A 24,784-nucleotide genomic window follows, 5' to 3' on the forward strand; every position below is an offset into this window, starting at 1 on the left:
TGGTAAACTGACTGGCCCCTACAGTCTGGCACCTACACATCTCAACCGTGGATACAAAATACCTTCAGAAGCGCGGACATCAGTGGTGGGTACGAGTCACTGTGCCACGCACTCTCACACACCTCCTAGGAACACACCTAAGAGAGTCCCTTCGTACTTCAGACTTGAAGGTTGCTAATAGCCGGAAGTTCCAAGTGCTTGCAATCCTGAAGGACCGCATAGCCCAAGCTCGAAAGGATTCACCAAGTACCACTAAAAGCAAAGCGACCATCTTTCGGGAAGCTCTTCGGGAAGCGTACGCGGAAAACGATTTGTCCGCTATTGAGGCTCTTCAGTTTCTAGCTGGGGACGAAGCAGAAAGCATAGAGCGTCAGCATGGGCTTAGTGTCGCACAGGCTTTTCACGACGAGGCAACCTCGGTAGCCCCAACACTAGCCGAAGCAGCAGAGGAGTGGCTTAGCTCTACTGTTACAAAAGAGAGTACGCGACTCAAGCGCCGCAAGGCCTATGAGGGCCTACGGGAGTTCCTGGGGGGAGATAGCCTTCCTCTAAAGCTAACCGATGTCCAGGCAAGGGATTATGTTGATTCCCTCAAGAAGTCCAAGCTGGCCCCCAACACCATCCGGGATAAGCTTTCCGCTCTAGGGGGTCTGTGGACATACATGGCTGAGCGTCTGATTGTTCCTAAGGGCACTAATCCGTGGAAAGGTTTCAACATCCAGGGAGGCTCTACAGAAGCCTGTCGAGCGTTTACCCAAGCCGAGATTCTTATACTGTTGAATGCCACGTATCCACAGCCGTGGCACAAAGACGTATTCGTATGTCTACTCCTTACTGGAGCACGACCACAAGAGCTTTGCAGCCTAACTCATGCTGATATTGACCTGGCTGAGAGGCGTATCTCAATCTCTTCTAGCAAGACCAGGGCGGGAATCAGAAGGCTACCTGTAGAGCACCCTGTTCTCCTCTCCATACTCGGGAAGTACGTTAGGGAGGGGCACAAGGGGTTCATCTTCCCGGTGAAGCCTGGGGGTGCCGATAAGTCCCCAGCAGCAAACTATGGGAAGATGTTTGGAAGGATTAAGGCTAGCTTAGGGTTACCGCCAGCAGCACAGCTCTACAGTGCTCGTAAGTCTTTTATAACGACTGCCCTGGACCTGAATCTTCCCCCCATGGAGATAGAGCGGTATGTAGGGCATGAGGTGGGAAGATTGATACTTACTGTCTATAGCCAAGGGAGGGGTGAGAAGGGTCTTAGAGAAGTGGCGATGGGGTTCCGCTACGGTGAAGTCGTAGAGAAAGCCTTAATACCTGTGACGTGCTAATGCACGTGAACCTATGCAAGATGCTGTAGGAGGCTGGGGGAGCGTGGATTTGCCCGACACCTACGGCTTGGGTTACGTGCTGGACTACATAAAAGTATGGCTTGATAAAGTAGCGCTAGCGGTTATTTGACAGTAGCACTGGCCTGTTGAAATAATATAAGAATCACCCCAAACCGGGATGAATACCGAATGGCTGAGCGCACCACGCCGCAAGATAGCGGACATAGTCCGAATCCAGAAACGGTTCTACTTGAGCTTCATCGATTGGTTGCAATATTCCTTTCAAGTAAAAGCTTTGCTCAACTTCGTACAGGTATTGGCGAGAGTTGGGAACCCATCGAAGCATTACAGGCGTGCGAGGAAGGCGAAATTACACGAATATTGCTTACTGTAGCCATTACTTTCCGCATAATCGACAACCGCAAAAGGGACCACGTACCACCGAGCCGGTCCTGCGGGACATTATTGAAGAATCTCAAATACCCTGCCATTAGTACTCCATTAACAGTTAGGGAAGCATGTAACAAAATCCTTCATGCCGATGCAATTCGTGGGGATTTAGATGATACAGCGGACGGGCAGGTTTACTTGAATCCAGTCATTTACCTCTACGGACCACAGCAACCCGTGCAGTGGAAGGTTACGCTGAACATAATTGATTTTGCGAAGGAGTATGTTTCAATTGTTTCTTTCCATTAGTCGCGCCATGAAATCCCATTGAGTGAGAAACCGGCCCTACATTGGCTAAAGCGAGTTGCACGTGCGGTAGCTTGGATAATAGTTGCTGGCCTTCCAGTAGTTACCGCTATCTTTATCGCCGGTCCTGATGCCATTCGAAATTTTCCGAAAGTTCCGGGCGCTATAAGCGAGACCGTTAAGAGCGTTCTGTATCAGTCATGGTTGGACAAGCAATTGACAGGAAAATGGAGCGATAATGCTCATGGCAATGCAGGCCCCCCTCCCCCGAACTCACTGACCATAGAGCTTTGGGTTAACGATGGAACAGTAGATGGACTGATTTCGTCCTCGTACGTAGGAAAGTGGAAACCGAGTGATCTACCCGTGGGAATTCCCGCCTACTACACCGCGTTATTGCGTGGAGAAATAGAGGGCAACTCATTAAAAGTGGAGGTTTACGACTTTGTTGACGCCAAAATAGTTAAGTTTGCGGACATAGCGATATGGTACGGGGAGGAGGATTTAGGGGATTTCGGGGCTTCCACGCCCGACGATAACATACAACAATTACGTGTGGAAACGAAGTGGCAGCTATCTCCGGCGCTTCCCGAATCCTTAACCCTTACTCGTGCCCATTAGATATGTGCCGCGCAAAACTTGAGATTAAAGAAGGTTTCCACCGCATCGCGCAAATATTGCCAGAATTCTAAAAGATTATCAGTTGAGGGTCAGTGCCCACCCTCATTGGTTCCATCGGGTCCCTAAATAGTTTTACCCCAAATTTCCGAGTAGGTACCCAACGTCTCGGCTCCAAGCGTTTCCCCCCTCCTGGTCCCCTTCTCTTGTCTTTTGATCCAATGACGGTTTAGCAATGACTTTTGTCTTGATCTAGTAGCGCTTCAGTAGCTTATCGACAATCCTCCGCTGTGTTGTCTACCGTGCGTTACTTTCCTTGTTACTCTGCCTTGTCCCCGTATCGTCTACATTTGCTCTACGTTGCTCTACTTATCGTCTTAGTGCTGCTACATGTCTTGTCTACGTTGACACTCTAGTTTGCTGCACATATAGTAAGTATCAATATATTGCGGTAAACACATTGCTTTACATTGCAACAATTCATCATTAATTGGACACCCCGTATGGAAATGAGTATGGAAATTGATGATGTGAAACAGCCGACACCCGAGGAGATACGAGCTCTACTTAAGAAGCACGGCATTAGTAGGGAGAAGGCTGCTTCCCTGGTGCATGCTTCACTTCGTGCTTGGCACAACTGGAGCGCACCCGAGGGAGGAGTAAACCATAGGGAAATGCCGAAGGCTGCTTGGGAGTTGCTACTAATTAAGTTGGGAGAACATCCAAGCAAGAAACTTGTTGACAAATAGATTCATTGAGTCTATATTCGCTTCTCACTGAGTGCGGCATTTCGCCAGAGCGCCAGTAACATTAAGGAGAAACACATCATGGCAACATTCACCCTTTCGTTTACCAAGAAGTTCGCCTTAGAAGTTTCCGGCTTCTCCTCCCTCTATATCCGCTTCGGTAGCTTTGAGCGCTTTTGGAATACTGCTGGTTTCCCCTCACACTAATCACGATATACGGCTATACCAGGGGAGCTTAAAAGTCAGCTCTCCCGCTCCCCCTCTAGAAACTGGTAGCACTTTACATGTGCCGACTCACCTCGTATTAAAGCCACTCCTTTCGTTCTATTTATGACAGGGGCGTTATTAGCCAACCAAGTAGTGGCTTGGCTTGCTCAATTCTGTTCATTAGTGCGATAGCAAACTTGTCAGTTTCGACAAATGCCTTGGTGCCTTCCCTAAATCGTTGCCAAGCGCGTATAACCTTAGAATATCCCTCCTTATCCTTGGGGTCCTCAAGCGGGTCACTATGAGAACCCATGTCTGTAAATCCACTACGAAACGCGTTTTTGATTGAGCCAACACCGCTTATTGGGTAGTCGCGAATTCCGGCTTCAATAATACCGAGCTGTCTCATCAGAAAATCCTTAACTCCAGGAGAATATGACGCAGTTTCAATCTCTGCCCTCAGCTTTAGCAACATATCCAATACATCCTGTAATTCAGCTAAGGAAATCGGAGGTTCTGGTTTAAGAATTTCCGAACAGTATGCAAGCGCGAGAAGAGTATCTGGTTGAATATTGCCCTTATAATTAGACCAGGGCGCAGATATGTTTGCTACCGTAACCACGTTCCTAACCCTATCCAGGTAAGGCATATATAGTTCTGGGGAAAATTGTGTTTCTCCCATTAATGTCCTTGCGCGGTTAATCTCGATACGTACCAGTCCGAGCTTTTCCAACACATCATGAGGGTCCTCTAACGCCGCCGCAGGGTCAAGCCCAAGAACTTGTGCCCAAACCTGTACTGTAGATATCTGATCAGATTTCTCTAAAACCTTTTTCATCAGAATTAAAAGCCTTTTTGCAGAATTGTTCTGTTCGTCTGCTGCTTCATCCATTTTCTTCTCACCCGCATTGATTAATGACAGTAGCCAGCCTACAAGGATACGCTAATCCAGCCCATCCCTTATCACTGAGGTTGGAGGGAATAGTGTCCATCTAGGGTGTACCCATTTTGTACAGTCAGAAAGGTGTACAACCAGGGTATAAATGGGGGTGGTATTGACAGTTGTGTCTTATGGTCTTAAACTCTGACTGTACATTAATCACCAGGGGCCACCATGAAGCACCAAACTGTTGGATACATCCGAGTCAGCTCTGTAGATCAGAACTCCGAAAGGCAACTGGAGGGCATGACGCTCGACAAAGTGTTTACGGATAAGGCAAGCGGTAAGGATACAAATCGGCCTGAGCTTCAGGCAGCGTTGACCTACCTTCGACAAGGAGACACATTAGTAGTACATAGCCTTGACCGCTTGGCTCGGAATATCGAGGATATGCTTAGGATTGTGCGAGAGCTGAACGCGAAGGGTGTATCCATCAAGTTCATGAAGGAAAGCCTAGCGTTCGATGCAGCCACCAATGACCCTCGCTCGACCTTGATGTTTACCATCCTTACCGCGTTCGCTGAGTTTGAGAGGTCGTTGATCAGGGAGCGCCAGCGTGAGGGGATAGCAATAGCCAAAGCCAAGGGTGTGTATAAAGGTGGCACCAAGAGCCTCACCTCTCAACAAGTGGAGGACATTAAGCAGCGAGTAGCAGCTGGTGTGCCAAAAGCACGTATTGCAAAGGACCTCAAGATTAGCCGGCAAACACTATACAACTACCTTGATCCGGTAAGTAAGGTGGCACAGCCAGCGTGAGGGGGAAACGCCCGAGGGGAAACTAAGCGGGGATGCTAAGGATACAAGGGCAACAGGTCACCTTGGGGCCATAATGCTCAGCATGGGCTTAAGGTTGCCCTACAATCGATTGTCGCCTCAAATCAATACCTATCCATGGCTCAGCCCCTTATCGTTCAACCTGAGCCATTGTGGCGTGTTGCTAGGTTGCCTGAGCTACTTGAATTGGAGAGAATCAGGGTCCGTCACAGAACGCGGCATGGCATGGCTACCCTGTAAGAGGGAGCGTGTTACTGGTCAAAGATTGGAGCATACTGTCGAGCTACGAATCTTCTCCCACAACAACAATTATAAGGACTCTGCCATATGAAACCCCACGTAGCTCTCACCCTTCTGTTACTCTCCAGCCCGCTTTCCTACGCAGACTGTATCACCTATCAAGGTGGCCTCACAGAATGCAGTGGACCGAGGGGTTACCAGTCGTCACAGAGAGAATACCAAGGGGGACTGGCTGAGTCCTATGATAACCGAGGGAACAGAGCCACCATCCAGAGGCACACTGGTGGATACACCACAGTGGTAGCCCCTACAGGTATTGCCCCTAGTGTCTCCTCTGCTCCCTCACCAGGATACAGCGGGGGTAGAGGTGGGGAGATTAACGTGGGGTCCAGGACGAATCCTTATGTGGACCCCTTTGGGAGATAACAACACCTAGCTCCCTCAAGGTCACATCAGGGAGGGCTAAACTTAAGGCATTACCGACCAATTCTTCCATGTTGGCAGCATAATATAAAATGATGGTTCAAGCGGTGTGATTAGCGGTGGATCATGGGGTTAGAACAATAATCAATTCTAAAACCCCACTCTCGCACAAGCCCCACCCCCGGTGAGATATATAGTAAGGTAACCTATTGGTATAACTCTTAGTGTACCTCAGGGTAACCAGTAGGGAGACTGTGGGGTGATAGCGAGGTACTAGATACTTACTGCTACCCTAGATACACCAAAGCTAAGTGAACCTAGCAAGGAAACCTCAGGGTAACACCCCATGCTCCCCTACAAGATAGGTGCGGTAAGCGGGGTGGGTAACCTGAGGGGCAACAGTGATTGAAGCTGTAAATGGGGTAAGAGACTCAGTACTTCTATCCCAGTTATGTGCTCATAATGCCACTCTTACCAGCACCCCTGTTAAACAAGGTATTCTCATTAGCTCACATAGGGTTAGGGCAATAATCAATTCTATAACCTCACTCTCGCATAGCAGCCCTACCCCAGGGTCAACTATAGTTATATACCTATAGGGTATCTATTAGTTTACTCACTAGGTACCTATAAGTTACCTAGTAGGGATGCCAAGGTTTAGTGGTAGGTAAGGTAGTGGGTACTGTCCTCACCGTCTCACCTGTAGAACACCCTCTAGTTAACTCCCCGTCACCTGATAGCTCTGCCTAGAGGGGGACTACAGGAGGCTGGTAGTGCCCCTAATACCACTCCTTACATAGATACCTTCAATACAGGTGTCTATGGGAGTACCCCTACAGGCTACCTCTGGTTAATACCTGAGCTAGCGATGCGTACCCAGGTCACCCAGAGGGTACTAAATGTTTCCACAAAGTCCTCCCGCGATGGAGAGGCCGCTAGGCTCTGAATCAACCTAGTGTGTTATGAGAAGTAGCTATCTGCTCTTGCGAGAGCTAATAGTGGCCCTGAGGGGCAAGCTTGGTTGTTATCCACTCTTTGTAGGCAATGCAGTCAGCCCCCATTGAGTACAACCAGGAAGTACTGCCCCTCTTGCTGCACAAATTAGCCCGGTTTAGAGTGTTAGCTCAGTTGTCTATGAGTCTATATCTCTATTCCGGGCTTTTTGGCTGAGAGGGGTAATACGCAACTGCGGCACCTCAGGTTCCCCTAAAGCCACCCTCAGACTCATCAGGTTAACCTAGGAAGAGCTACAGCCTGAGTTTGATAGACTGGTAGCCAATGCTAACCACGGTACACTACAGGGCCTTGTAGGTGCCCTACTGTCGATTCAGTCTATTCCCTTCTTTCGGAGACCTCCATAGCAAAGCATCACATCAATGCTCTTTGTCTCTCGGGGGGTTAGGGTCGTTACCTGGGGCAATGGTGTCTTTGCTTCGTATCTTCCCATCTACACCCTTGGTGATTAGCTCTCCTCCGCCTTGCTTCCCTAGCATTCCCTTTGCTGCTCCGATAGCTTCCTTTTGGGTTGCATGTTTGCTAGAAGCCCGCTCGGCATCATTACGCTTGTTCTCCCAGGTTCCATCCGGTTGCTGGGATACGGTTCTGTCTCGCCCTTTACTCATGTCTTGGCCCCCTCGAATGTCCAAATAATTATTAACTGCTCATCTGTTACTACGACACTAATAACGATTAGCTAAAGCAATAAATGAAACGGAAGTAGCGTCAACGTTACCCTTTCAAAAAAGCATACACCCCTTGTTGCACCACAGCAGGTTCCCCCTAAACTTTCCATTCCCCCATATGCGATTCTAATAAAGAATATCACCCCTCCCATACCTTGTCATTAACCTCATCACACTATTCGGTGAGGCGAAAACACTTCGTTAACAGCAACCTATTCGTTACCTGTCTTGTTCTTTTAAGGACCCCATATTATGCTAGTAGCTTTAAATACTCTCTCAGCAGCCCTTCACGCATTCAAAGAGTTTACCCAACAACCCGATGTGCAAATACAGACCGTGCAGACCTTCTTAGTCATCGCCGCCCAGGGAAATCCCGGAGTAGATGAATTAGCACGGCAAATAGGACTCACCCAAGCGGCCGCCAGCAGAAATCTCAAAAAACTGCGAGAAGGTCCGCATGGGCAGGAAGGGTACAGTCTTATCACTATGACACTAGACCCCCTTGATAACCGCAGGCGAATAACTAAGCTGACTGCACGAGGGCACGAACTGGTGCGCCATCTTGAGGGAGCAATGCTCCCCCCGATCCGCTCCCACGTTATTCGGGAATTGATGAAAGGGTAGACATGATAAAGCCCACGGGGAAGAAGGGAACCTATTGGTGTGATTTCCGAACCCCCGATGGGAAGCGTATCAGACAGTCCCTGCATACCGCTGATTGGGCAGAGGCCAAGGCTCTAGAGATAAAGCTGAGATACGATGCTAAAGCTACTACCGACCGCATACGCAAAGGAGGAATCACCCTTTCAGAGGCATTTCAACATGCTCTACGGGTAAGGGACTCTTGGAGGTCCGCCAAAAGCTTAGGCTCTATCGAAGCGATATATAACCAAGTTGTGGCCCACTTCGGAGCCAAGCGCCCCCTCTCGAAGATTACCGACGAACTCCTCCTTCAGTATGGGGAGAAACTTAAGCGCCAGCGTAAGACACCCTCCACGATAAACAAGAGGCTATCCCTAGTTTCCGTGCTGTTTGATGAAGCCATTAAATGGAAAAAGTACAGTGGGGAAAAACCAAAACTCATCAGATACAGGGTCAAGAATGATAGGAGGAGGTTGATTACTCCCGAAGAGGAAGCTTGGGCTGTCTCCCTGTGTATCCAAAGCAGCCCGTACGAGGCGGCAATGGCTGAACTTATCATTGTCTTGGCTGACACTGGCCTGAGACTCTCTGAAGCCCTCAGAATTCTGCCCAGGAACTTGGATATACATAACAGGACTGTGCTCGTAATGGACACCAAGTCGGGAGATGACAGAGTTGTACCCCTTACTGGCAGAGCCTTAGCAATCCTCCAGAGGCGCAATACGACTCCAGTGTTTTGGCCTTTGAATGCTCACGTGGTCTCTCATATCTGGCGAAGGATTCGTAAGAAGATGGGCTTGGAGCATGATAAGGAATTTGTGTTACATGCCTTCCGTCACACTTATGGTTCCACGCTGGCAAATGCTGGGACCGATTCTTTCCGTTTGCAGAAGGTTATGGGGCACAAAAGTATTCTGTCTACACAACGATACATTAAGGTCTCAGCCTCAGCCCTCAGTGGCCTCTCCAGCATTATCGAAGCTCGCACTGCCACGTTCAAGCACCACGTTCTCCCCGAAGACAAGCAGGAAGAAACCCCTAAAGGATAGCTTTAGAGGGCGCTAGTCAATTCCCCCCGCGTAACACCTAAAGTAGCACTCACCCCCAATATCTGAGGATATACCCCAATGCCCCGAGAAGTTAGAACGAGCATAGACACGAGACAAGTCTTAACCCCCATCTCAGCTCCACGAGTTACCCAGGTGGTTGCACAGCCTACGAACCAGCTAGTAACCCCCGCCGTAGACCCCGAGCTAAACGGCTTGATACACGGGCTTGCCACCATCAGCCCCTCCCTTCAGCAGTACGCCTACGCTACACGCTTCGAACAGGCAAAGGACAACGAAAAGCAGATAGCCGCTGGTGCTGCTGCCAAAGCTCAAGGGAAAGATATACCTCCTGGTTCCCCAGAGTACTTCAAGCACGGATACATGGTGCAAGCCGGGCAAATAGGTGCTGAACAAGCAGCAAATGAATTCACAAACAGGATACAAACTGAGTTCGATTGGGATACAGGGGACCTCAATAAGTTTACCAAGGACCACTTTTCCCAAGACACGAAGGGAATAACTGATGAGTCATACCTTGAGGGGTACAACCAGGTAATCCCTAAGCGTATAGAAGCTGTCCAGGCTGGTGTCCTCAAGCACCGTAGCGAGGCATTAGTAGCCAAGACTGAAGCTAACGCTATGGTAAAGCTGGACAGGGACATGAGAGCCTACGTGGAGAACGGCGAAGCTATCCCTGATGTGGTCTTTGATACCCACCGCAAGGACTTGAAGGATGCATTCGGTATCTCAGGTAGCCGGTTTAATGAACTTCTCTTTGCCTCCATGAAACGTATTGGGGACGATGGAAACTATGCAATCTATGAAGCATTGAAGAAGCCCAAGCCTGACGGTACCCCAGGTATGTATTACATTCCCGCGTGGAAAGAGAAGATAGACCAAGCACAGATTCACTCTCAGAATGTTTATCTCCAGAAGCGTAGCCAAGCAGATGCAAGCCTAAAGAAGGAGAGAGAGGATAAGCAGGATACAGCCCTCTACGACGTATTCCTCAAGATGGACACCGACCCCGCATCCGCAAGAATGGAGTACTCAAGGCTTCGCAGTGAGGGGTTATTCAGCCGTGCATCAGACTTGATTAACTGGGACACCAAGATTAACGCCGCATCTAAAAGGGAAGCGTCAGCGGAACAGCAGGACCATGAGGTCACACTTCAGCAGGGTATCTATACCGGCAAGGTACGCCCACAGCAGATAGTCCAGGCTGACATTACTCCAGCACAGAAGCGTTCGCTTATGACAGAGTGGCGGCAAGTGACGAATGATGCACGGCAAGCAGCCGCAGCAGGGCAGACCGCAGCCAACTCCATCTATCGAACTCAGGACTTCCGCTCAGGGGAAACGTACATTGAAACAGTATTACGCCCCCAAGCTTCCCCACTAGACCCTATGGGTATAGGTACCGAATTTGCACGGCAACAAATGGCTACAGCCCGCAAGGAGTTCACTATTCGCGCCCGTGAAATTAAGAAACCACATGAGCTTCAAGAGCTAGCATCGGAGATAGCTACCCGCTTTCTGGATAGGAGGAAGGACCCGAGGGTCAATCAGGAAGTAGAAATGGCTGGCTCCCTCCGCTACTCCACGCTGGAGGAACTGAAGGCAGCAAGTGACGCGGGACTACTCACTGACCCGGTAGAGTTTGAAAACCATCTTCGCTATTTCAGGGCCGCACAGTCGCGGGATTCTAGAAAGGCTCGATAGCTAGCGCGTTTGTTGCATCACACTGATTGAATTTGACCCCCTAGGCTTTCCTCTATGGAAACTTCGGGGGTCCTTTTGCGGCCAACCCATCCGCAACATTGAAGTGCCTCAGACAGTGACTCATCAGAAACCTCTAGGATGAGCTAGAGATACGACACTAAGGCAGAGGTGTCAAATTCATCGCTAAATTGATTGTGAGCCGCCAAAACGCTATTACTGACCATTCCCTACAAATCCTCACCCATAAACTAGCTCATCGTTAACGGTGGGAGTAGTATCTAAGGCTGTAGATGAGACAACAATATAAAAAGGAATAATAAGAATGAAAAGCCTATCTCTCTTCCTGCTCCTCTCTCTTTCATTTCTTCCTTCAGCCCCTCTGTCGGCCCAGGTTAATTGCACTACATACTTCGGTGGGGAAACCTCTTGCAATGGCCCTCGTGGGTACCATGCGGAGGGGAGGCAGTACTTCGGAGGTGTAGAAAGCTGGTATGACAATAGGGGGAACACCTCTACTGTTCGGCATCACGCCTTCGGTGTAACCACGATAGATGCAGAGCCGCGTTACACCTTTCCACATGGGGCAGGAAGATTATTCAACCCATCAGTGGACACAGGGAAAGGGCGTCTAGATATCCCCCTAATTGGGGAAAAGCGCCCACATCATCGTGATAGAGGAGGCGACACCTACCAACAGATGTACGGCACACCCCAGCCCACAGCTTATAGCGCTAAAGAGATGGAGCAGTTTGAAACCGCCCATCGCGCTCGAATGGCAGAGCACGCTGCTTGGCAGAAAAACTATGAAGAGGTGATAGTTCCTATCATCTTACGTTCGCGGGCTGAGAACGCAGATGAGCAAGCCCGGCAGGTAGCGGGTAAGGCCCTAAAGGACAAAATTCTTGGCAGAAAACAAGCAGAAGCTAGGGTAGGTAATTTAAAGCAGGTGGCGAAGAATGACACAGACCTGAAGCAGCAGAAAGCACGAGCTTCAGCAGAAATGGCCCTCCTAGATGCAGAGCTAGACCATATGATAGCTAGGCAGGCTCAAGCTAAGGGGAATTGATGAAGTAGAATTGGCCCCTACAGGTGGCACCTACACCCATCGTGTAACCCTCATGGATACTAGGTAACAGTATATAGGTGTTGCCCCCCATCAGCCACCCCAATTACTTCTTTCCTCTGCATTATCCTTAGCTTTAAGAATTGTGGCACACTTACTGGCCACTGCAACCTGGCGCCTATGGCCCTTCGTATGGGTGCTAAATACCTTCGGCGACGCGGGCCACTATCGGGTGGGTAAGCCACTGTATCGCGTCGCTCATACATCCCCTAGGAACATATTTAACAGGGTCCTCTCGTACTTCAGACTTGAAGGTTGGCAATAGTCGGAAGTTCCAGGTGTTAGCAATCATCAAGGACCGCATAGCTCAAGCTAAGAAGGAGTCACCAAGTACGACCAAGAGCACAGCCGCGCCCTTTAGAGAAGTCCTTCGTCAAGACTATGTAGAAGACAGGCACGGCACAGTGGAGCTGTTGAAGCTTGGTTTTAGACGAAGCAGAGCGTATAGCTCAGGTACATCGTGATAGTGATGCACAGGCAGTTTATGCAGAAGCCGACCGCCCCATAACAAGAGCACACGACCCTCCAAGACGAGTAGCCGATTGTAGAGGTTCAAGGAGTTACCAATGTCACACCAGGGTGTAGCCCCCGTCAGCTACCGCATTTTGCGTCGTTCTACAATACTCCGGTTGTACCCGCCCCGTCGTCTCCCTCCCCCAGAGGATAGCACCGGGCGAACGCCGCTGCGATTCTCCCCTGGCTCCCCCCATCCCTTGCGTCAATCTACTCATCCTCATCTTTAAAAAAACAGGGTGAATACGTCTGCTAATCCTGGTCAGGCTCGTCCTATATAGGTTATTTGCAATTATGTTAGATAACGTACAGACAAGCCTCTCTAAAGAAGCCAATCTCTAAAAAAACAAAAAACCAGTGAGTTAAATGCTGGAATGCGGCGAGGAGAAACGCTGAATCATGGCGGCTTTAAACCCGACTCAACCTGATCCTAATACCCCCTCAAGAAGGAAGTTGTCGTGGATTCTTAAGCGCAATTGTTTTAAGGCTATGAAATTAAGTTGCAACAAGCATAGGTTACATTACTACACACTATATACGACCTCTGACCCTGCGCAGCTTTCATGGCCCCGGCTCCCAACTTTCAGAGAAGTGCAATGAATAATATCGCCGCTTCAGAGTCATTTGATCTGATTCAGCAATTTTGCTCAGAGTAAGAGGCTCGATAATTCTGCGGCCGATATGCACTTGGCACCTGTCCATAGACGTAGATCTCGAACGGTCATCGAACATTCGGGTAGCCGCGGCGGCTTATATGTCGTGGGAAGCGTTGTTGCCCTGTCAGGGCATGGACTGGGTCAGGGTTCGTCGCCCTCGAGCCTGAGGTGGGTGATTCTTCAATTTACTGTTCAAGCTGGCTAAGCAAACGTCTTAATCACAACATGGGCTTGTTCTCATCACTTTCGTCGGATCATCTCCAGCGTTACTTCCGTATAATTCAGGAAGGCGTGGCCGTACGCCGGCATTTCGACCTGTTGAAGTGGCTTCAGGGGGAGATGCAGCACTATTTACCGCATGAAATCATGCTGGTCGCGTGGGGCGATTTCAGCTCTGATGTTATACGGTATGATATTGTTTCCGCTTTGCCGGGAGTAAGAACAGCGCATTCCGAGCCGGCCGGTCTTTCGCCATTGGTTCGTGGGCTTTATAATCGTTGGGTCGACGTCGGGAGAACCCCGTTTATATCGAGTGTCGATGAACTGGGCATTCTTCCTGAGTACAATGCTCTGCAATGTTCGTTTGGCAAGGCTTTGCAAAACATGCGCTCCTACGGCTTGCATGGCATTAGCGATAAACGGGGACATGACGAATGCCTCTACATAATGTTTAGCTCTCAAGACAAACTCAACGATTCAACGCTCAGCACAATCGAGATTCTGCTGCCGTATCTCGATTCGGCGTTGCGTCGGGTTGCGCCTCTGACAAGTTCTTCTTTTCAGGTGCCGTTCCTGCCGAGTTCACGTGGCAGCGAATACTACGGCCTAAGCGATCGCGAAGCGGAAATCATGGATTGGGTAAGGAAGGGCAAAACAAACGCTGAGATCGGAAGCATTCTATGCATCAGTTCATACACGGTAAAAAATCATCTGCACCAAATATTCAGAAAGCTGGACGTCTATAACCGGATGCAAGCTGTTTCCAAAATAGAGCGTAGTCCGAGTCATGGCTGAAGCGAATCCGACCTTTTCTGCTTCGACGGTTCCCTCCGGACACTCCAAGGGGCCGCTTGGTAACAATATGTTGAGCGCCGTTGAGGCTATCCTCGATCCTGCCGCACTTACGCTGTCACTCTGGCTTGTAAGCGTCAGCATTGAAGGAGAATTGCTCCCCCCCTACCTGATTCTGGCGGTGATCGTGTTCTCGATTACTTTCCCCGGCACTTCGCGCCTGCAATCCAGCATCATGGAAGTTATCGTCGACGTTTTCTACAGCTGGTTCTGGGTCGTGTTGCTTCTTTTTTTTCTTGGTTTTGCAACCGGATACATCGCCGAATTCTCCAGCCAGACATTGATCACCTGGCTTTGGGTTGCCCCCTTAAGCCAGGTTGGCGTGCACCTCGCATTACGCACCGCAGCGCCATATCTGTTGATGCTTCAAGGACCCCCGCAGCGAGCCATCATAGTAGGCATGAATGAGCAGGGCGTCGCGCTGGCGAGTCGCATTCAACAGACGCGGTATTCCAAAATCGAGTTGTCCGGCTATTTCGACGACCGGAATCCAAGCAGATTATATGAGACTGAACATGGACAATTGCTGGGGAGATTGCGGGAGCTTCCTTATTTTGTAAAAGAAAACCGCATCCAGTACATTTATTTGTCATTGCCAATGGCGTCGCAGCCTCGCATTCTCCACGTGCTTGACGAACTGAAAGACACTACTGCCTCGATTTATTTTGTGCCCGACATGTTCATTACCGACCTTATTCAGGGCAGGAGCGGAACGGTTTGCGGCACTCCTGTAATCTCGGTTTGTGAATCTCCCTTTACAGGCTCAAACGGGTTGATCAAGCGGGTGAGCGATATCGTTCTGTCGCTGCTGATCCTGGCTCTGATTTCTCCCCTCCTGCTGCTTATCGCCGCGACTATTAAGCTGGATTCGCGGGGTCCAATCATTTTCAAGCAGCGCCGTTACGGACTTGATGGGGAAGAAATTGTTGTCTATAAGTTTCGATCGATGCGCGTGTGCGAGGATGGCGATACTATCCGGCAAGCCCAAAAGGATGACAGCCGCGTGACCCGTTTCGGGGCTTTTCTGCGCAGAAATTCCTTGGACGAATTGCCCCAGTTTGTAAACGTTCTTCAGGGCCGCATGAGCATCGTCGGGCCAAGACCGCATGCGGTCGCGCATAACGAGATCTACCGGAACCTGATAAAGGGCTACATGATCCGCCACAAGGTCAAGCCTGGAATCACTGGATGGGCTCAGGTTAACGGTTACAGGGGCGAAACTCGCACCCTTGATAAAATGCAGGCTCGTATCGATCATGACCTTGATTACCTGCGTAACTGGTCGTTGCGGCTTGATCTGCACATTATCTTAAAAACGGTTTTGATAGTATTGCGAGATAGAGCTGCTTATTGATAGCAGCTTGAACAAGCTGGCAGCGGACGTATTTTGAGCAAAAAAATGGAAGATGCAATAAGCAATGAGCTGCAGTCAAACGCTTGCGAATCATCATTCAGTTAAAACGGTATCAAAGGCAAGGGCGCGGTCGACAATCCCGCTTGCGCGAGGATGTGGCGGAGCGGGATTGGACCCTGGCCGAGAGATGTTCAGTGACTTCTCATTTCGCGCACGGTCCCGCGCTTTTAGCCTGTTACAATGGTTCCTAGGAACTATTGTCTGAAAAGTTTAAAAGGTGATACCGTTGTGATACTGCGGCCAAGAACAGAAAATACATAATGAAAATAATATTGCCGCCGAACCGTCCCCGTCGTCATAGCCGTTGGTTTGGAATTCCCGCTTTTGTATGCTTGTCGATGCTCGCGCAATATGCTGTAGCTGATCGCGGCGATACGCTCAACCTCACCGGGGGGAGTACGTTCCTGTACGACACCAATGTATTTCGCTTATCAAACATCGTTCCCGCGAGTATCGTCGGCAGCGACACTAAATCCGATCTCATCATCACCACAACGGGCACGCTAACTTGGGATAAGTTTTACTCCATGCAGCGCTTCGAGGTTAATGGCAGTCTTGTTGACAATCGTTACCATAATTTCGATTACCTCAATTTTCTGGCAAAAAACGGCACAGCCACCTGGCACTGGTATCTGACCCCCTCTTTTTACGGGAGGCTGATGGGGAACCACCGGGAAGCGCTGAACAACTTCGCCGATCTCACCGGGTTCGCTAACTCCACTAACCGAAATCTGCGTATTGAGAATAATTTCCGGTTTGAGGGGGTTTTCGAGCTGGATGGCGCATGGCGCCTGATAGGTGGGGTGGCTTATGACGTCCGGACGAACAGCAGGACGCTCGTGCAGGATTTTGACAACAGCGTTCTCTCGGTCGATGGGGGACTACGCTATGCCTTTCCCTCCGGGAGTTCGCTTACGTACAAGTTCAGACATGGCCATGGGGAATTCTTTAAAAGACCAGAGCCGATACAGAGTCAGCTCTTCGATACCCGTTTCAACGAGATGGAGCATGAGTTGCGGCTTATCTGGCCCGTAACCGGCAAGACTTCGATCGATGCGCGCGTGGGTCACTTGGCACGTCACCATGCTCACTTTCCCGAAAGGGATTTCGAGGGCTTCGTGGGCAATTTCAACCTTAACTGGGCTGTTACGGGCAAAACTCGGGTGGTCGCCGGTTGGGCGCGCGACCTGCTCAACTTTCAGCTAGCGCCGAATACCTTTGTGGGTTCGCCATTTTTTCAACCGTTTTCCAGCAGTTATGTAGGTGCGAACCGGGTCTTTTTCGCCCCGGTATGGCAGATCACGGAAAAAGTAGCATTGCGCCTGCGTTACGACTTCATTCTGCGTGATCATTTGGGGGCCGTCCAATTTGTCGCGGGCGGGGATCGTACGGATACATCGCATTCGGGCATGATAGCGGTGGACTGGCAGCCGTTGAGGGCACTTTTTATTAGTGGCGCACTACAGCGGGATCACCGTTCCTCGGACCATAGAGGCTTCAATTTCGACAGTTCAGCGGCGAGCGTCTCGGCAAGACTTAATTTTTAGCGGTGATGGGGTGAACGAGCGGTGTTAATAACAAAAACAATTTGCATGGTGAGCTTGTTTTCATTTCACGCTGGGGAAAATCGGCCGCTTTCAACCAAGGCTGAGTCAGCCGACCGGTTCATTGACGACTTTTATTATCTCGTGTATATCATTTTAATAGCCTTTTTTGTTGTGGGCTTGCCGTTACTGGCACCAGTCCCGCAGTGGTTGTCAGGAGTCGGCGTTATCGCTCTTTGCTTTATACCTATCTTTTCTCGGGCAGGAAGGCAGCTTTGGCTAAGTCGCAATGTATACCGTCACATATTTTTACATTAAAAGAAGGCAGAAATGCGAAACATCGCTCACCATATAATATCTATACTGCTGATTCCCTTGGTCGCGCTTGGGATTGCCGGTTGCGGTAGCAAAGAGGCTGAAAAGCAGAAGCCCGCGACACAAATCGCCGCGAAAGTTAATTCAGGCGAAATTTCTGTTCACCAGCTTAATTACGTATTGACGCGGACCCCGGGAGCGGGCGCTGCAAGTGCCGAGACGGCGCCCAAAATCCGCCGTGAAGTTCTGGATCGACTGGTTGATCAGGAACTCGCAGTCGAGAAAGCTACGGAAAAGAAGCTGGACCGGTCACCCGAGGTACTCCTCGCTCTTGAGAATGCTCGCCGGGAGATACTAGCCCGCGCCTATGTGGAGCAAGTTACTGCGGCTGCCCCCAAGCCGACTATTGAAGAAGCAAAGAAATATTACGCCGAAAACCCGCCACTTTTCGCGGAGCGCCGCATTTATAACATTCAGGAAATCGTAATGCCGGCAACTGCCGGGGTTCCCGCCGAGTTGCGTGGAATGGTCGAGGCCGGAAAGCCGATGGAAGAGATTGCCAATTGGCTTAAAGGTAGGGGCATAAAATTTGCGGCGGGTAGCGCTACCCGATCGGCTGAACAAATTCCGCTCGAACTGCTACCGAAAATACACCCGCTCAAGGCCGGGCAGAGTCTGGTTCTGGAAGGCCCCCAGACAGTGACGGTGATGAGGCTTGCTGGTGCGCAATCGGCGCCGGTGTCGGAAGAGGCGGCACTACCCCGTATCCAACAGTTTCTCGGCAATCAACGCGCTGCCGAGATGGCCAAACAGGAGTTTAAAACCCTTAAGGCCAACGCTAAAATTACCTACATGGGGGAATTCGCTGGCTCTGACACACCGCAAACTGCGGCCGGACCCCAGGCCACCGAGGCAAAAGACCCTGGTATGGCAACCCGCGCTTCTACCCCCGGCGGGTCAGTCGAGAGAGGCGTAGCCGGTTTAAAGTGAAACTGTCCAATTATTATATCTATAAGGGAAATTTGACATCCATGACTCAAGCTCTGACGCGGATACTGACTCTTTTCTTTGCCCTATTGGCGACGACCGTTTTTGCGGAGGGGAATCACGACTATCCGCTTGGCCCTGGGGATGTACTACGTATTCAGGTTTTCCAGAATCCTGACCTCACTACCGAAACGCGCGTTTCCGAGAACGGGGTGATAACTTATCCCCTGATTGGCAACATTGACGTTGGCGGTCTCCCTATCTCTGCCGCAGAAAAGAAAGTTGCTGACGCACTAAAGAATGGCGGTTTCGTTCGGCAACCACAGGTCAACATTATTCTCCTGCAAATGCGCGGAAATCAGGTGAGCGTACTCGGGCAGGTCAACCGTCCGGGCCGGTTTCCGCTTGAAACCCTCAGCCGCGTGAGTGATATGTTGGCCATGGCCGGAGGGATCACCCCGACCGGGGATGATTCAGCCATCGTAATTGGTTCGCGCGACGGGAAGCCCTTCCGTAAGGTGATTGATATAGCGGAGCTCTACCTCGGTGAAAGATCCGATGCGGATATCATTCTCGCAGGCGGCGACGTGATCTACGTCCATCGCGCGCCGGTCTTTTATATTTATGGTGAAGCTCAGCGTCCGGGCGCCTATCGTATCGAACGGGGAATGACAATCCAGCAGGCCCTTGCCCAAGGTGGGGGGCACACCGTGCGTGGCAGTGAGTGGCGGCTGCGGTTGCATAGGAAAAACGCGGACGGTGTGGTCGAAAAACTCTCTCCGGAGATGACCGATACCGTACAGCCAAATGACATCATTTACGTGCGGGAAAGTATTTTCTAAACGGTAGCAAACCAGTAGCCAAACCTTATGACACTCTCACAATTTCTGCTTATCCTTCGGGCCCACCGGAAAGTAGCGCTCCTCGCGTTTCTTCTCGTCGTGAGTACGACACTGGTGGTGAGCCTGATCCTGCCAAAGGAATACACAGCCTATACAGCGGTTGTGATCGACGTTAAGTCACCCGATCCTCTCGTCGGTATGGTATTGCCTGGATCCCTTACTCCAGGATATATGGCGACGCAGATCGATATCATAAACAGTGATCGAGTGGCGCAACGGGTGGTCAAACTGTTACGCATGGATGAAAGCCCGGCTATCCGCGAGCAGTGGGAGGAGGCGACCGAAGGTGAGGGTGATTTAACGGTGTGGCTGGCTCAGTTGTTAAAGAAAAAACTAAACGTTAAACCCTCGCGCGATAGTAATGTCGTCAACATTGAGTTCAGTGGTGCCGACCCCAGCTTTGCTGCGGTCGTGGCTAATGCCTTCGCACAGGCATATATAGACATAAATCTCGAACTCAAGGTCGATCCGGCCCGTCAACACGCGAGCTGGTTTGACGACCAGACAAAAGCCCTCCGGGACAAACTGGAAAAAGCCCGTCAGGCGCTTTCGGCCCATCAGCAGGAAACCGGCGTTATTGCCACCGAGGAGCGCCTGGACTATGAGGTTGCCAAGCTCAACGAGCTTTCAACGCAGTTGACCATCGTGCAGGGACAAACCTCCGACAGCAGCAGCAAGCGCAGATCTACTGAAAACCCGGAGACGCTGGCGGAAGTGATGCAAAATCCATTGATCAACAGCCTAAAATCTGACATAGCCCGCCTTGACGCCAAGCTTCAGGAAAGCAGCGTGAATCTCGGTAAAAACCACCCGCAGACGCAACGGGCGCAGTCGGAGCTCGCATCGCTTAGAAACAGGCTAGCCAGTGAGACGCGGCAAATCCACAATAGCATCAGCACCTCCTACGAAGTGGGCAAACGGAAGGAGCAAGAGTTGCTGGAAGCGATTGAAAGGCACAAAAAATACGTGCTTGAGCTGAACGGACAGCGCGACCAGATCAGTGTCCTGCAGCGCGACGTTGAAGCTGCCCAGCGCAACTTTGAGGCGGTGAGCCAACGTTCTGCTCATACCAGACTTGAGAGTCTCTCGGTCCAAACAAATATCGCGATACTGAATCCAGCCTCTATACCCATTGAACACTCACGACCCCGGATTCTACTCAACGTATTGATCTCCATATTCCTGGGTACATTGCTTGCGGTAGGTGTGGCGGTGGTGCTTGAGCTTATGAATCGCCGCGTGCGCTCGGTGGAAGATCTAACCCAAGTCATGGATCTGCCAGTGTTAGCTACGATCTCCATTGCCGGAACGCGATCTCCTTCGGGCACCAGAAAAGGTAGATTTTTGGGACGTAGTGCGCCAAGACGAGCAATAGGAATGGAAGTCCCCGAGCATTGACCGGAACCCAGCCATGAAACCAGTTACAAGTACCTTTCCAAGTATTAAGCGGCAGCAGACCACAAGTTCGGGTGATGCGCAAGTTCACGGTAAAACCCAGTTGGGTGCCGGGAGCCATAGCTCAATCGGTACCATTCTTGTCGATAGCGGACGTTTATCTTCCGAAAACGCTGAGCGTATCCTGCGGCTACAAATAGAGCAGGACAAGCGTTTTGGCGACACCGGCCTTAAACTTGGTCTCCTGACGGAAGAGGACATTCGCTTCGCACTCTCACGTCAGTTCGATTATCTTTACCTTCCGCAAACAGACACCAGCCTGCATCATGATCTTATAGCTGCCTATGAGCCATTCAGTCCCGCGGTTGAGAAGTTGCGAGCGCTACGCAGCCAACTGATGTTGCGCTGGTTCAACGGCGAGACGCGGCGCAATGCTCTTGCCATCATGAGCCCGGGCGAGAGCGAGGGGCGAAGCTTTATCGCAGCCAACCTGGCAATCGTATTCTCTCAGCTCGGGGAACGTACTCTGCTCATCGATGCTGACCTTCGAAATCCGCGCCAGCATAAGTTATTCAAGTTGGGCCATGGTGGGGGCCTCTCAGGTATGCTTGCGGGCCGGAACGGGACCGAGGTCATCAGCCGGATTTCGCCACTCCATGGGCTTTCGGTGTTACCTGCTGGCGCTGTGCCACCCAATCCGCAGGAATTGATCGGCCGCCCCGTTTTTGCCGAATTGTTACAGACACTTATTCAAGATTTTGACATTGTTATTGTCGATACCCCCGCTGCCAACCACCATGCTGAGGCAGTGACTCTTGCTGTTGGCGCATCCGCGGCGCTCATACTGGCTCGCAAAAATCGCAGCTCCGTACCCGACATCGTCAGTCTTGCCCGCAGTCTTGAACAAACGCGCACGATGCTGGTGGGCTCAGTACTGAATGATTTTTAAGCAATTAAGTAAAGGACGATACAGCCGGATAGCAAATCTCACTGAAGAACGTACTTCAAAGCGAGCAAGCCGGGTTGCGGCGGTGTTGTGCCGCACCTCTACAAGTTCTGTTACGTTGGGTTAAAACTAAAATGAGCATCAATTCACCAACTGCATTCAACAGACGAGCGGACGCATCGGCGGGCTGGCGCAGACAATTGCTCATCTGGTTACCTATAATAACCGGGTTGATTGTACTTTACCTTCCGAGCCTGGTTGATTTGTTCCGGGGCGTCTGGAGTACCGATCAGCAAGCGCACGGCCCCATCGTACTAGGAATCGCGTGCTGGCTTATGTATCGGAAGTGGCCGGAAATGGTGCTCGTGAGCGAAGGCCAGTCGGGCACTCCCTCGATTGGTTGGCCGCTTTTCATATTCGGTTTAATACTTTATATCCTGGGCCGTTCACAGGATATTCTGGTCTTTGAAATTGGCTCGGTCGTTTGGCTGTTTTCCGGAATATTACTACTCATTCGTGGCGGGAAAGCGCTTAAAGCACAGTGGTTCCCTCTCTTCTTCATGCTTTTTATGATTCCGCTCCCCGGCCCGCTGGTTGATTTTCTCACCATGCCGATGAAAATGGCGGTTTCCTATGTAGCTGAAAACATACTTTTCTGGGCTGACTACCCAATCGCGCGTACCGGCGTGATTTTGCAGATCGGGCAGTATAAGTTACTGGTTGCGGATGCATGCGCCGGGCTTCACACGCTTTTTACGCTGGAAGCGCTGGGATTGCTCTACCTCAACATAGTACGGCACGACTCCGTCATGCGCAACATTGCTCTTGCCATTCTGATCGTGCCCATCTCTTTTACCGCAAATGTCATACGCGTGATGATCCTGACTTTGATCACTTATCATTTCGGGGATGAGGCAGGGCAAGGCTTTCTCCACGGTTTCGCCGGCATGGTTCTTTTTCTCAGCGCGCTGCTTTTGATTATTGGTGTAGATTCCCTCCTTCAACTTGCCATCAGGTTGCGGCATAAGAGTGGGACGGCAAGCCCTACCTGAGCCCATGAATGTCTGGATAAAAAATTTCATTCTGCTCGTCCTAATGCTCGCGGCTTCAGGGCTCGCGCTGGCCTTGCGGCCCACCTACAAGGTCGCGACATATGAGCCGGCGATTGACCTCGAAGCGATAATTCCCCGCGCTTTTGGGGAATGGCACGCGGAAAAGGAAAATCCAGTGCCAATGGTTGACCCGCAGCAGCAGGAAATGATTGAAAAAATTTATACACAGACCCTCAATCGCACCTACGTTAATAACCATGGCTATCGAATCATGCTCGCGATAGCATATGGAGATGATCAAAGAGACGCCATGCAGCTGCACTATCCGGAAGTTTGTTACCCTGCGCAGGGGTTTTCGCTGACGGGAAAGGAAAAAGGAACGCTCACGACGGAAAATGGATCAATTCCAGTCACGCGGATACTGACCAATCTGGGCCAGCGCAACGAACCGGTTACGTACTGGACAACGGTTGGCGACAAGGTATTCCAGGGGGGAATCGAGAAGAAACTTGTTGAGATAGGTTACGGCCTGAACGGAAAAATACCCGATGGCTTGCTGATCAGGGTTTCCTCTATCGACCCGGAAGCGTCCCACGCCTTTGCGGTGCAGGCGCGATTTGCCGATCAGATGCTCGGTGCCCTAACGCCTAAATACAGGCAAAAATTAAATGGCAATCTCTAGCTCGACTACCCCCGAAAAAAAAATCGCACTGATTACTGGCATTACTGGACAAGATGGCGCTTATCTTGCCCAATTTTTGCTCACCAAAGGCTACGTGGTTCATGGAATCAAGCGGCGGACCTCGCTTTTCAACACCGACCGAATCGACCATCTTTATCAGGACCCGCATGTCTCACAACGTAACTTCGTTCTTCACTACGGTGATTTGACTGATTCAACCAATCTGATCCGCATCATTCAACAGGTTCAGCCGGATGAAATCTATAACCTCGCTGCGATGAGTCACGTCGCGGTCAGCTTTGAAACCCCGGAATATACGGCTAACGCTGATGGGATTGGCACATTACGCATTCTCGAGGCGATTCGCATCCTTGGTTTTGAGAAAAAAACTCGATTTTACCAAGCCAGCACGTCCGAACTGTATGGGCTTGTGCAAGAAGTGCCTCAGAAGGAAACTACACCGTTCTATCCTCGCAGCCCCTATGCGGTTGCAAAGCTCTATGGCTACTGGATTACCGTTAACTATCGAGAGGCCTACGGGATATATGCGTGTAATGGCATACTCTTCAATCACGAGAGCCCAATCCGGGGCGAAACTTTTGTGACGCGCAAGATTACCCGAGCACTTTCCCGGATCAAACTTGGCTTGCAGGACTGTCTTTATTTGGGAAACATTGATGCGCTGCGCGATTGGGGTCACGCCCGCGATTATGTTGAGATGCAGTGGCTAATGCTCCAACAGGAGCAGGCAGAAGATTTTGTTATCGCGACGGGTATTCAGTATAGCGTTCGCGATTTTGTCAATGCGGCAGCCCAAGAGCTGGGTATGAGGCTGACATGGAGGGGGAAGGGACCTGATGAGGTTGGAATGGTCGCTTCAGCTTCCGCAAATGTCGAATCCAGAATAATTATCAGGATCGACTCGCGATACTTTAGGCCGACCGAAGTTGAAACTCTTCTTGGTGATCCAACCAAGGCAAAGAAAAAACTGGGATGGACGCCGAAGACTACTTTCCAGGAACTCGTAAGTGAAATGGTTCGTGAGGACCTGAAAAGTGCTGAGCGAGACGAACTCGTGAAGAAACATGGTTTTTCTGCATACGACTATCACGAATAGGAT

22 protein-coding genes are annotated in these 24,784 nt (G+C 50.6%); 20 read left to right on the forward strand and 2 right to left on the reverse strand.

The genetic code is table 11. The annotated features are described in order from the left end of the window. Positions 1-47 precede the first annotated feature (47 nt). From C8R31_RS10250 to C8R31_RS16575, 5 genes are all read left to right on the forward strand, one after another. Complete coding sequence (locus C8R31_RS10250) at positions 48-1,325, forward strand: tyrosine-type recombinase/integrase (protein ID WP_308811268.1); 1,278 nt, start codon at positions 48-50, stop codon at positions 1,323-1,325. A gap of 189 nt (positions 1,326-1,514) precedes the next feature. After that, the gene (locus C8R31_RS10255; protein WP_107693976.1) at positions 1,515-2,024 is read left to right on the forward strand and encodes a hypothetical protein; all 510 of its coding nucleotides are present in this window, start codon (positions 1,515-1,517) and stop codon (positions 2,022-2,024) included. Positions 2,025-2,042: 18 nt separating this feature from the next. Continuing rightward, positions 2,043-2,642: a hypothetical protein gene (locus C8R31_RS10260; RefSeq protein ID WP_107693977.1), complete on the forward strand. Its 600-nt coding sequence runs from the start codon at positions 2,043-2,045 to the stop codon at positions 2,640-2,642. A 512-nt stretch (positions 2,643-3,154) separates the two neighbouring features. Beyond that, positions 3,155-3,388, forward strand: coding sequence for a DNA-binding transcriptional regulator (locus C8R31_RS10265; protein ID WP_219907511.1), 234 nt, complete (start codon positions 3,155-3,157; stop codon positions 3,386-3,388). A gap of 78 nt (positions 3,389-3,466) precedes the next feature. Continuing rightward, on the forward strand, positions 3,467-3,592 hold the full coding sequence (locus tag C8R31_RS16575; protein ID WP_258192667.1) for a hypothetical protein: 126 nt from the start codon (positions 3,467-3,469) through the stop codon (positions 3,590-3,592). Between the two features lie 121 nt (positions 3,593-3,713). Here C8R31_RS16575 and C8R31_RS10270 read toward each other — a convergent pair whose 3' ends face one another. Then, positions 3,714-4,484, reverse strand: coding sequence for a hypothetical protein (locus tag C8R31_RS10270; protein WP_107693978.1), 771 nt, complete (start codon positions 4,482-4,484; stop codon positions 3,714-3,716). A gap of 222 nt (positions 4,485-4,706) precedes the next feature. On the opposite strand from C8R31_RS10270, the gene C8R31_RS10275 reads away from it, so the two are divergent. Next, complete coding sequence (locus tag C8R31_RS10275) at positions 4,707-5,288, forward strand: recombinase family protein (protein WP_107693979.1); 582 nt, start codon at positions 4,707-4,709, stop codon at positions 5,286-5,288. Positions 5,289-7,342: 2,054 nt separating this feature from the next. On the opposite strand, the gene C8R31_RS10280 is transcribed toward C8R31_RS10275, so the two are convergent. Next, positions 7,343-7,591 (reverse strand): DUF2188 domain-containing protein, encoded by a 249-nt coding sequence (locus C8R31_RS10280; RefSeq protein WP_107694165.1) that lies wholly within the window; start codon positions 7,589-7,591, stop codon positions 7,343-7,345. 312 nt (positions 7,592-7,903) lie between these two features. On the opposite strand from C8R31_RS10280, the gene C8R31_RS10285 reads away from it, so the two are divergent. The 14 genes from C8R31_RS10285 (at position 7,904) to gmd (ending at position 24,781) form a co-directional block, all read left to right on the forward strand. Continuing rightward, positions 7,904-8,275, forward strand: coding sequence for a MarR family winged helix-turn-helix transcriptional regulator (locus tag C8R31_RS10285; RefSeq protein WP_107693980.1), 372 nt, complete (start codon positions 7,904-7,906; stop codon positions 8,273-8,275). A gap of 2 nt (positions 8,276-8,277) precedes the next feature. After that, positions 8,278-9,342, forward strand: coding sequence for a site-specific integrase (locus tag C8R31_RS10290; protein WP_107693981.1), 1,065 nt, complete (start codon positions 8,278-8,280; stop codon positions 9,340-9,342). Between the two features lie 78 nt (positions 9,343-9,420). Then, positions 9,421-11,064, forward strand: a complete 1,644-nt coding sequence (locus C8R31_RS10295) for a hypothetical protein (RefSeq protein ID WP_107693982.1) — start codon at positions 9,421-9,423, stop codon at positions 11,062-11,064. A gap of 322 nt (positions 11,065-11,386) precedes the next feature. Continuing rightward, positions 11,387-12,130 (forward strand): hypothetical protein, encoded by a 744-nt coding sequence (locus tag C8R31_RS16070; RefSeq protein WP_181320548.1) that lies wholly within the window; start codon positions 11,387-11,389, stop codon positions 12,128-12,130. A gap of 1,451 nt (positions 12,131-13,581) precedes the next feature. Continuing rightward, entirely contained in the window at positions 13,582-14,370 is a 789-nt protein-coding gene (gene epsA / locus C8R31_RS10305) for an XrtB/PEP-CTERM-associated transcriptional regulator EpsA (RefSeq protein ID WP_107693984.1), read from the forward strand. 67 nt (positions 14,371-14,437) lie between these two features. Continuing rightward, positions 14,438-15,781 carry an undecaprenyl-phosphate glucose phosphotransferase gene (locus C8R31_RS10310; protein ID WP_375136130.1) on the forward strand — a complete coding sequence of 448 codons (1,344 nt, stop codon included), beginning with the start codon at positions 14,438-14,440 and terminating at the stop codon, positions 15,779-15,781. Between the two features lie 320 nt (positions 15,782-16,101). Continuing rightward, positions 16,102-17,388, forward strand: coding sequence for an XrtB/PEP-CTERM-associated polysaccharide biosynthesis outer membrane protein EpsL (epsL, locus tag C8R31_RS10315; RefSeq protein ID WP_258192668.1), 1,287 nt, complete (start codon positions 16,102-16,104; stop codon positions 17,386-17,388). A gap of 327 nt (positions 17,389-17,715) precedes the next feature. Then, complete coding sequence (locus tag C8R31_RS10320) at positions 17,716-18,690, forward strand: EpsD family peptidyl-prolyl cis-trans isomerase (protein ID WP_107693987.1); 975 nt, start codon at positions 17,716-17,718, stop codon at positions 18,688-18,690. 41 nt (positions 18,691-18,731) lie between these two features. Then, the gene (epsE, locus tag C8R31_RS10325; protein ID WP_107694166.1) at positions 18,732-19,529 is read left to right on the forward strand and encodes a polysaccharide export protein EpsE; all 798 of its coding nucleotides are present in this window, start codon (positions 18,732-18,734) and stop codon (positions 19,527-19,529) included. A gap of 27 nt (positions 19,530-19,556) precedes the next feature. Then, positions 19,557-20,987 carry a chain length determinant protein EpsF gene (epsF, locus tag C8R31_RS10330; RefSeq protein ID WP_107693988.1) on the forward strand — a complete coding sequence of 477 codons (1,431 nt, stop codon included), beginning with the start codon at positions 19,557-19,559 and terminating at the stop codon, positions 20,985-20,987. Between the two features lie 13 nt (positions 20,988-21,000). Further along, positions 21,001-21,933 (forward strand): chain length determinant protein tyrosine kinase EpsG, encoded by a 933-nt coding sequence (gene epsG / locus C8R31_RS10335; RefSeq protein ID WP_107693989.1) that lies wholly within the window; start codon positions 21,001-21,003, stop codon positions 21,931-21,933. A 131-nt stretch (positions 21,934-22,064) separates the two neighbouring features. Beyond that, complete coding sequence (gene xrtB / locus C8R31_RS10340; RefSeq protein ID WP_107693990.1) at positions 22,065-22,982, forward strand: exosortase B; 918 nt, start codon at positions 22,065-22,067, stop codon at positions 22,980-22,982. Positions 22,983-22,986: 4 nt separating this feature from the next. Next, positions 22,987-23,664 (forward strand): exosortase-associated protein EpsI, B-type, encoded by a 678-nt coding sequence (epsI, locus tag C8R31_RS10345; RefSeq protein ID WP_107693991.1) that lies wholly within the window; start codon positions 22,987-22,989, stop codon positions 23,662-23,664. Then, complete coding sequence (gene gmd / locus C8R31_RS10350; RefSeq protein ID WP_107693992.1) at positions 23,651-24,781, forward strand: GDP-mannose 4,6-dehydratase; 1,131 nt, start codon at positions 23,651-23,653, stop codon at positions 24,779-24,781. The genes epsI and gmd overlap by 14 nt, the downstream gene beginning before the upstream one ends. Positions 24,782-24,784: the final 3 nt, after the last annotated feature.

Source organism: Nitrosospira sp. Nsp2 (assembly GCF_003050965.1).
GTDB lineage: Bacteria > Pseudomonadota > Gammaproteobacteria > Burkholderiales > Nitrosomonadaceae > Nitrosospira.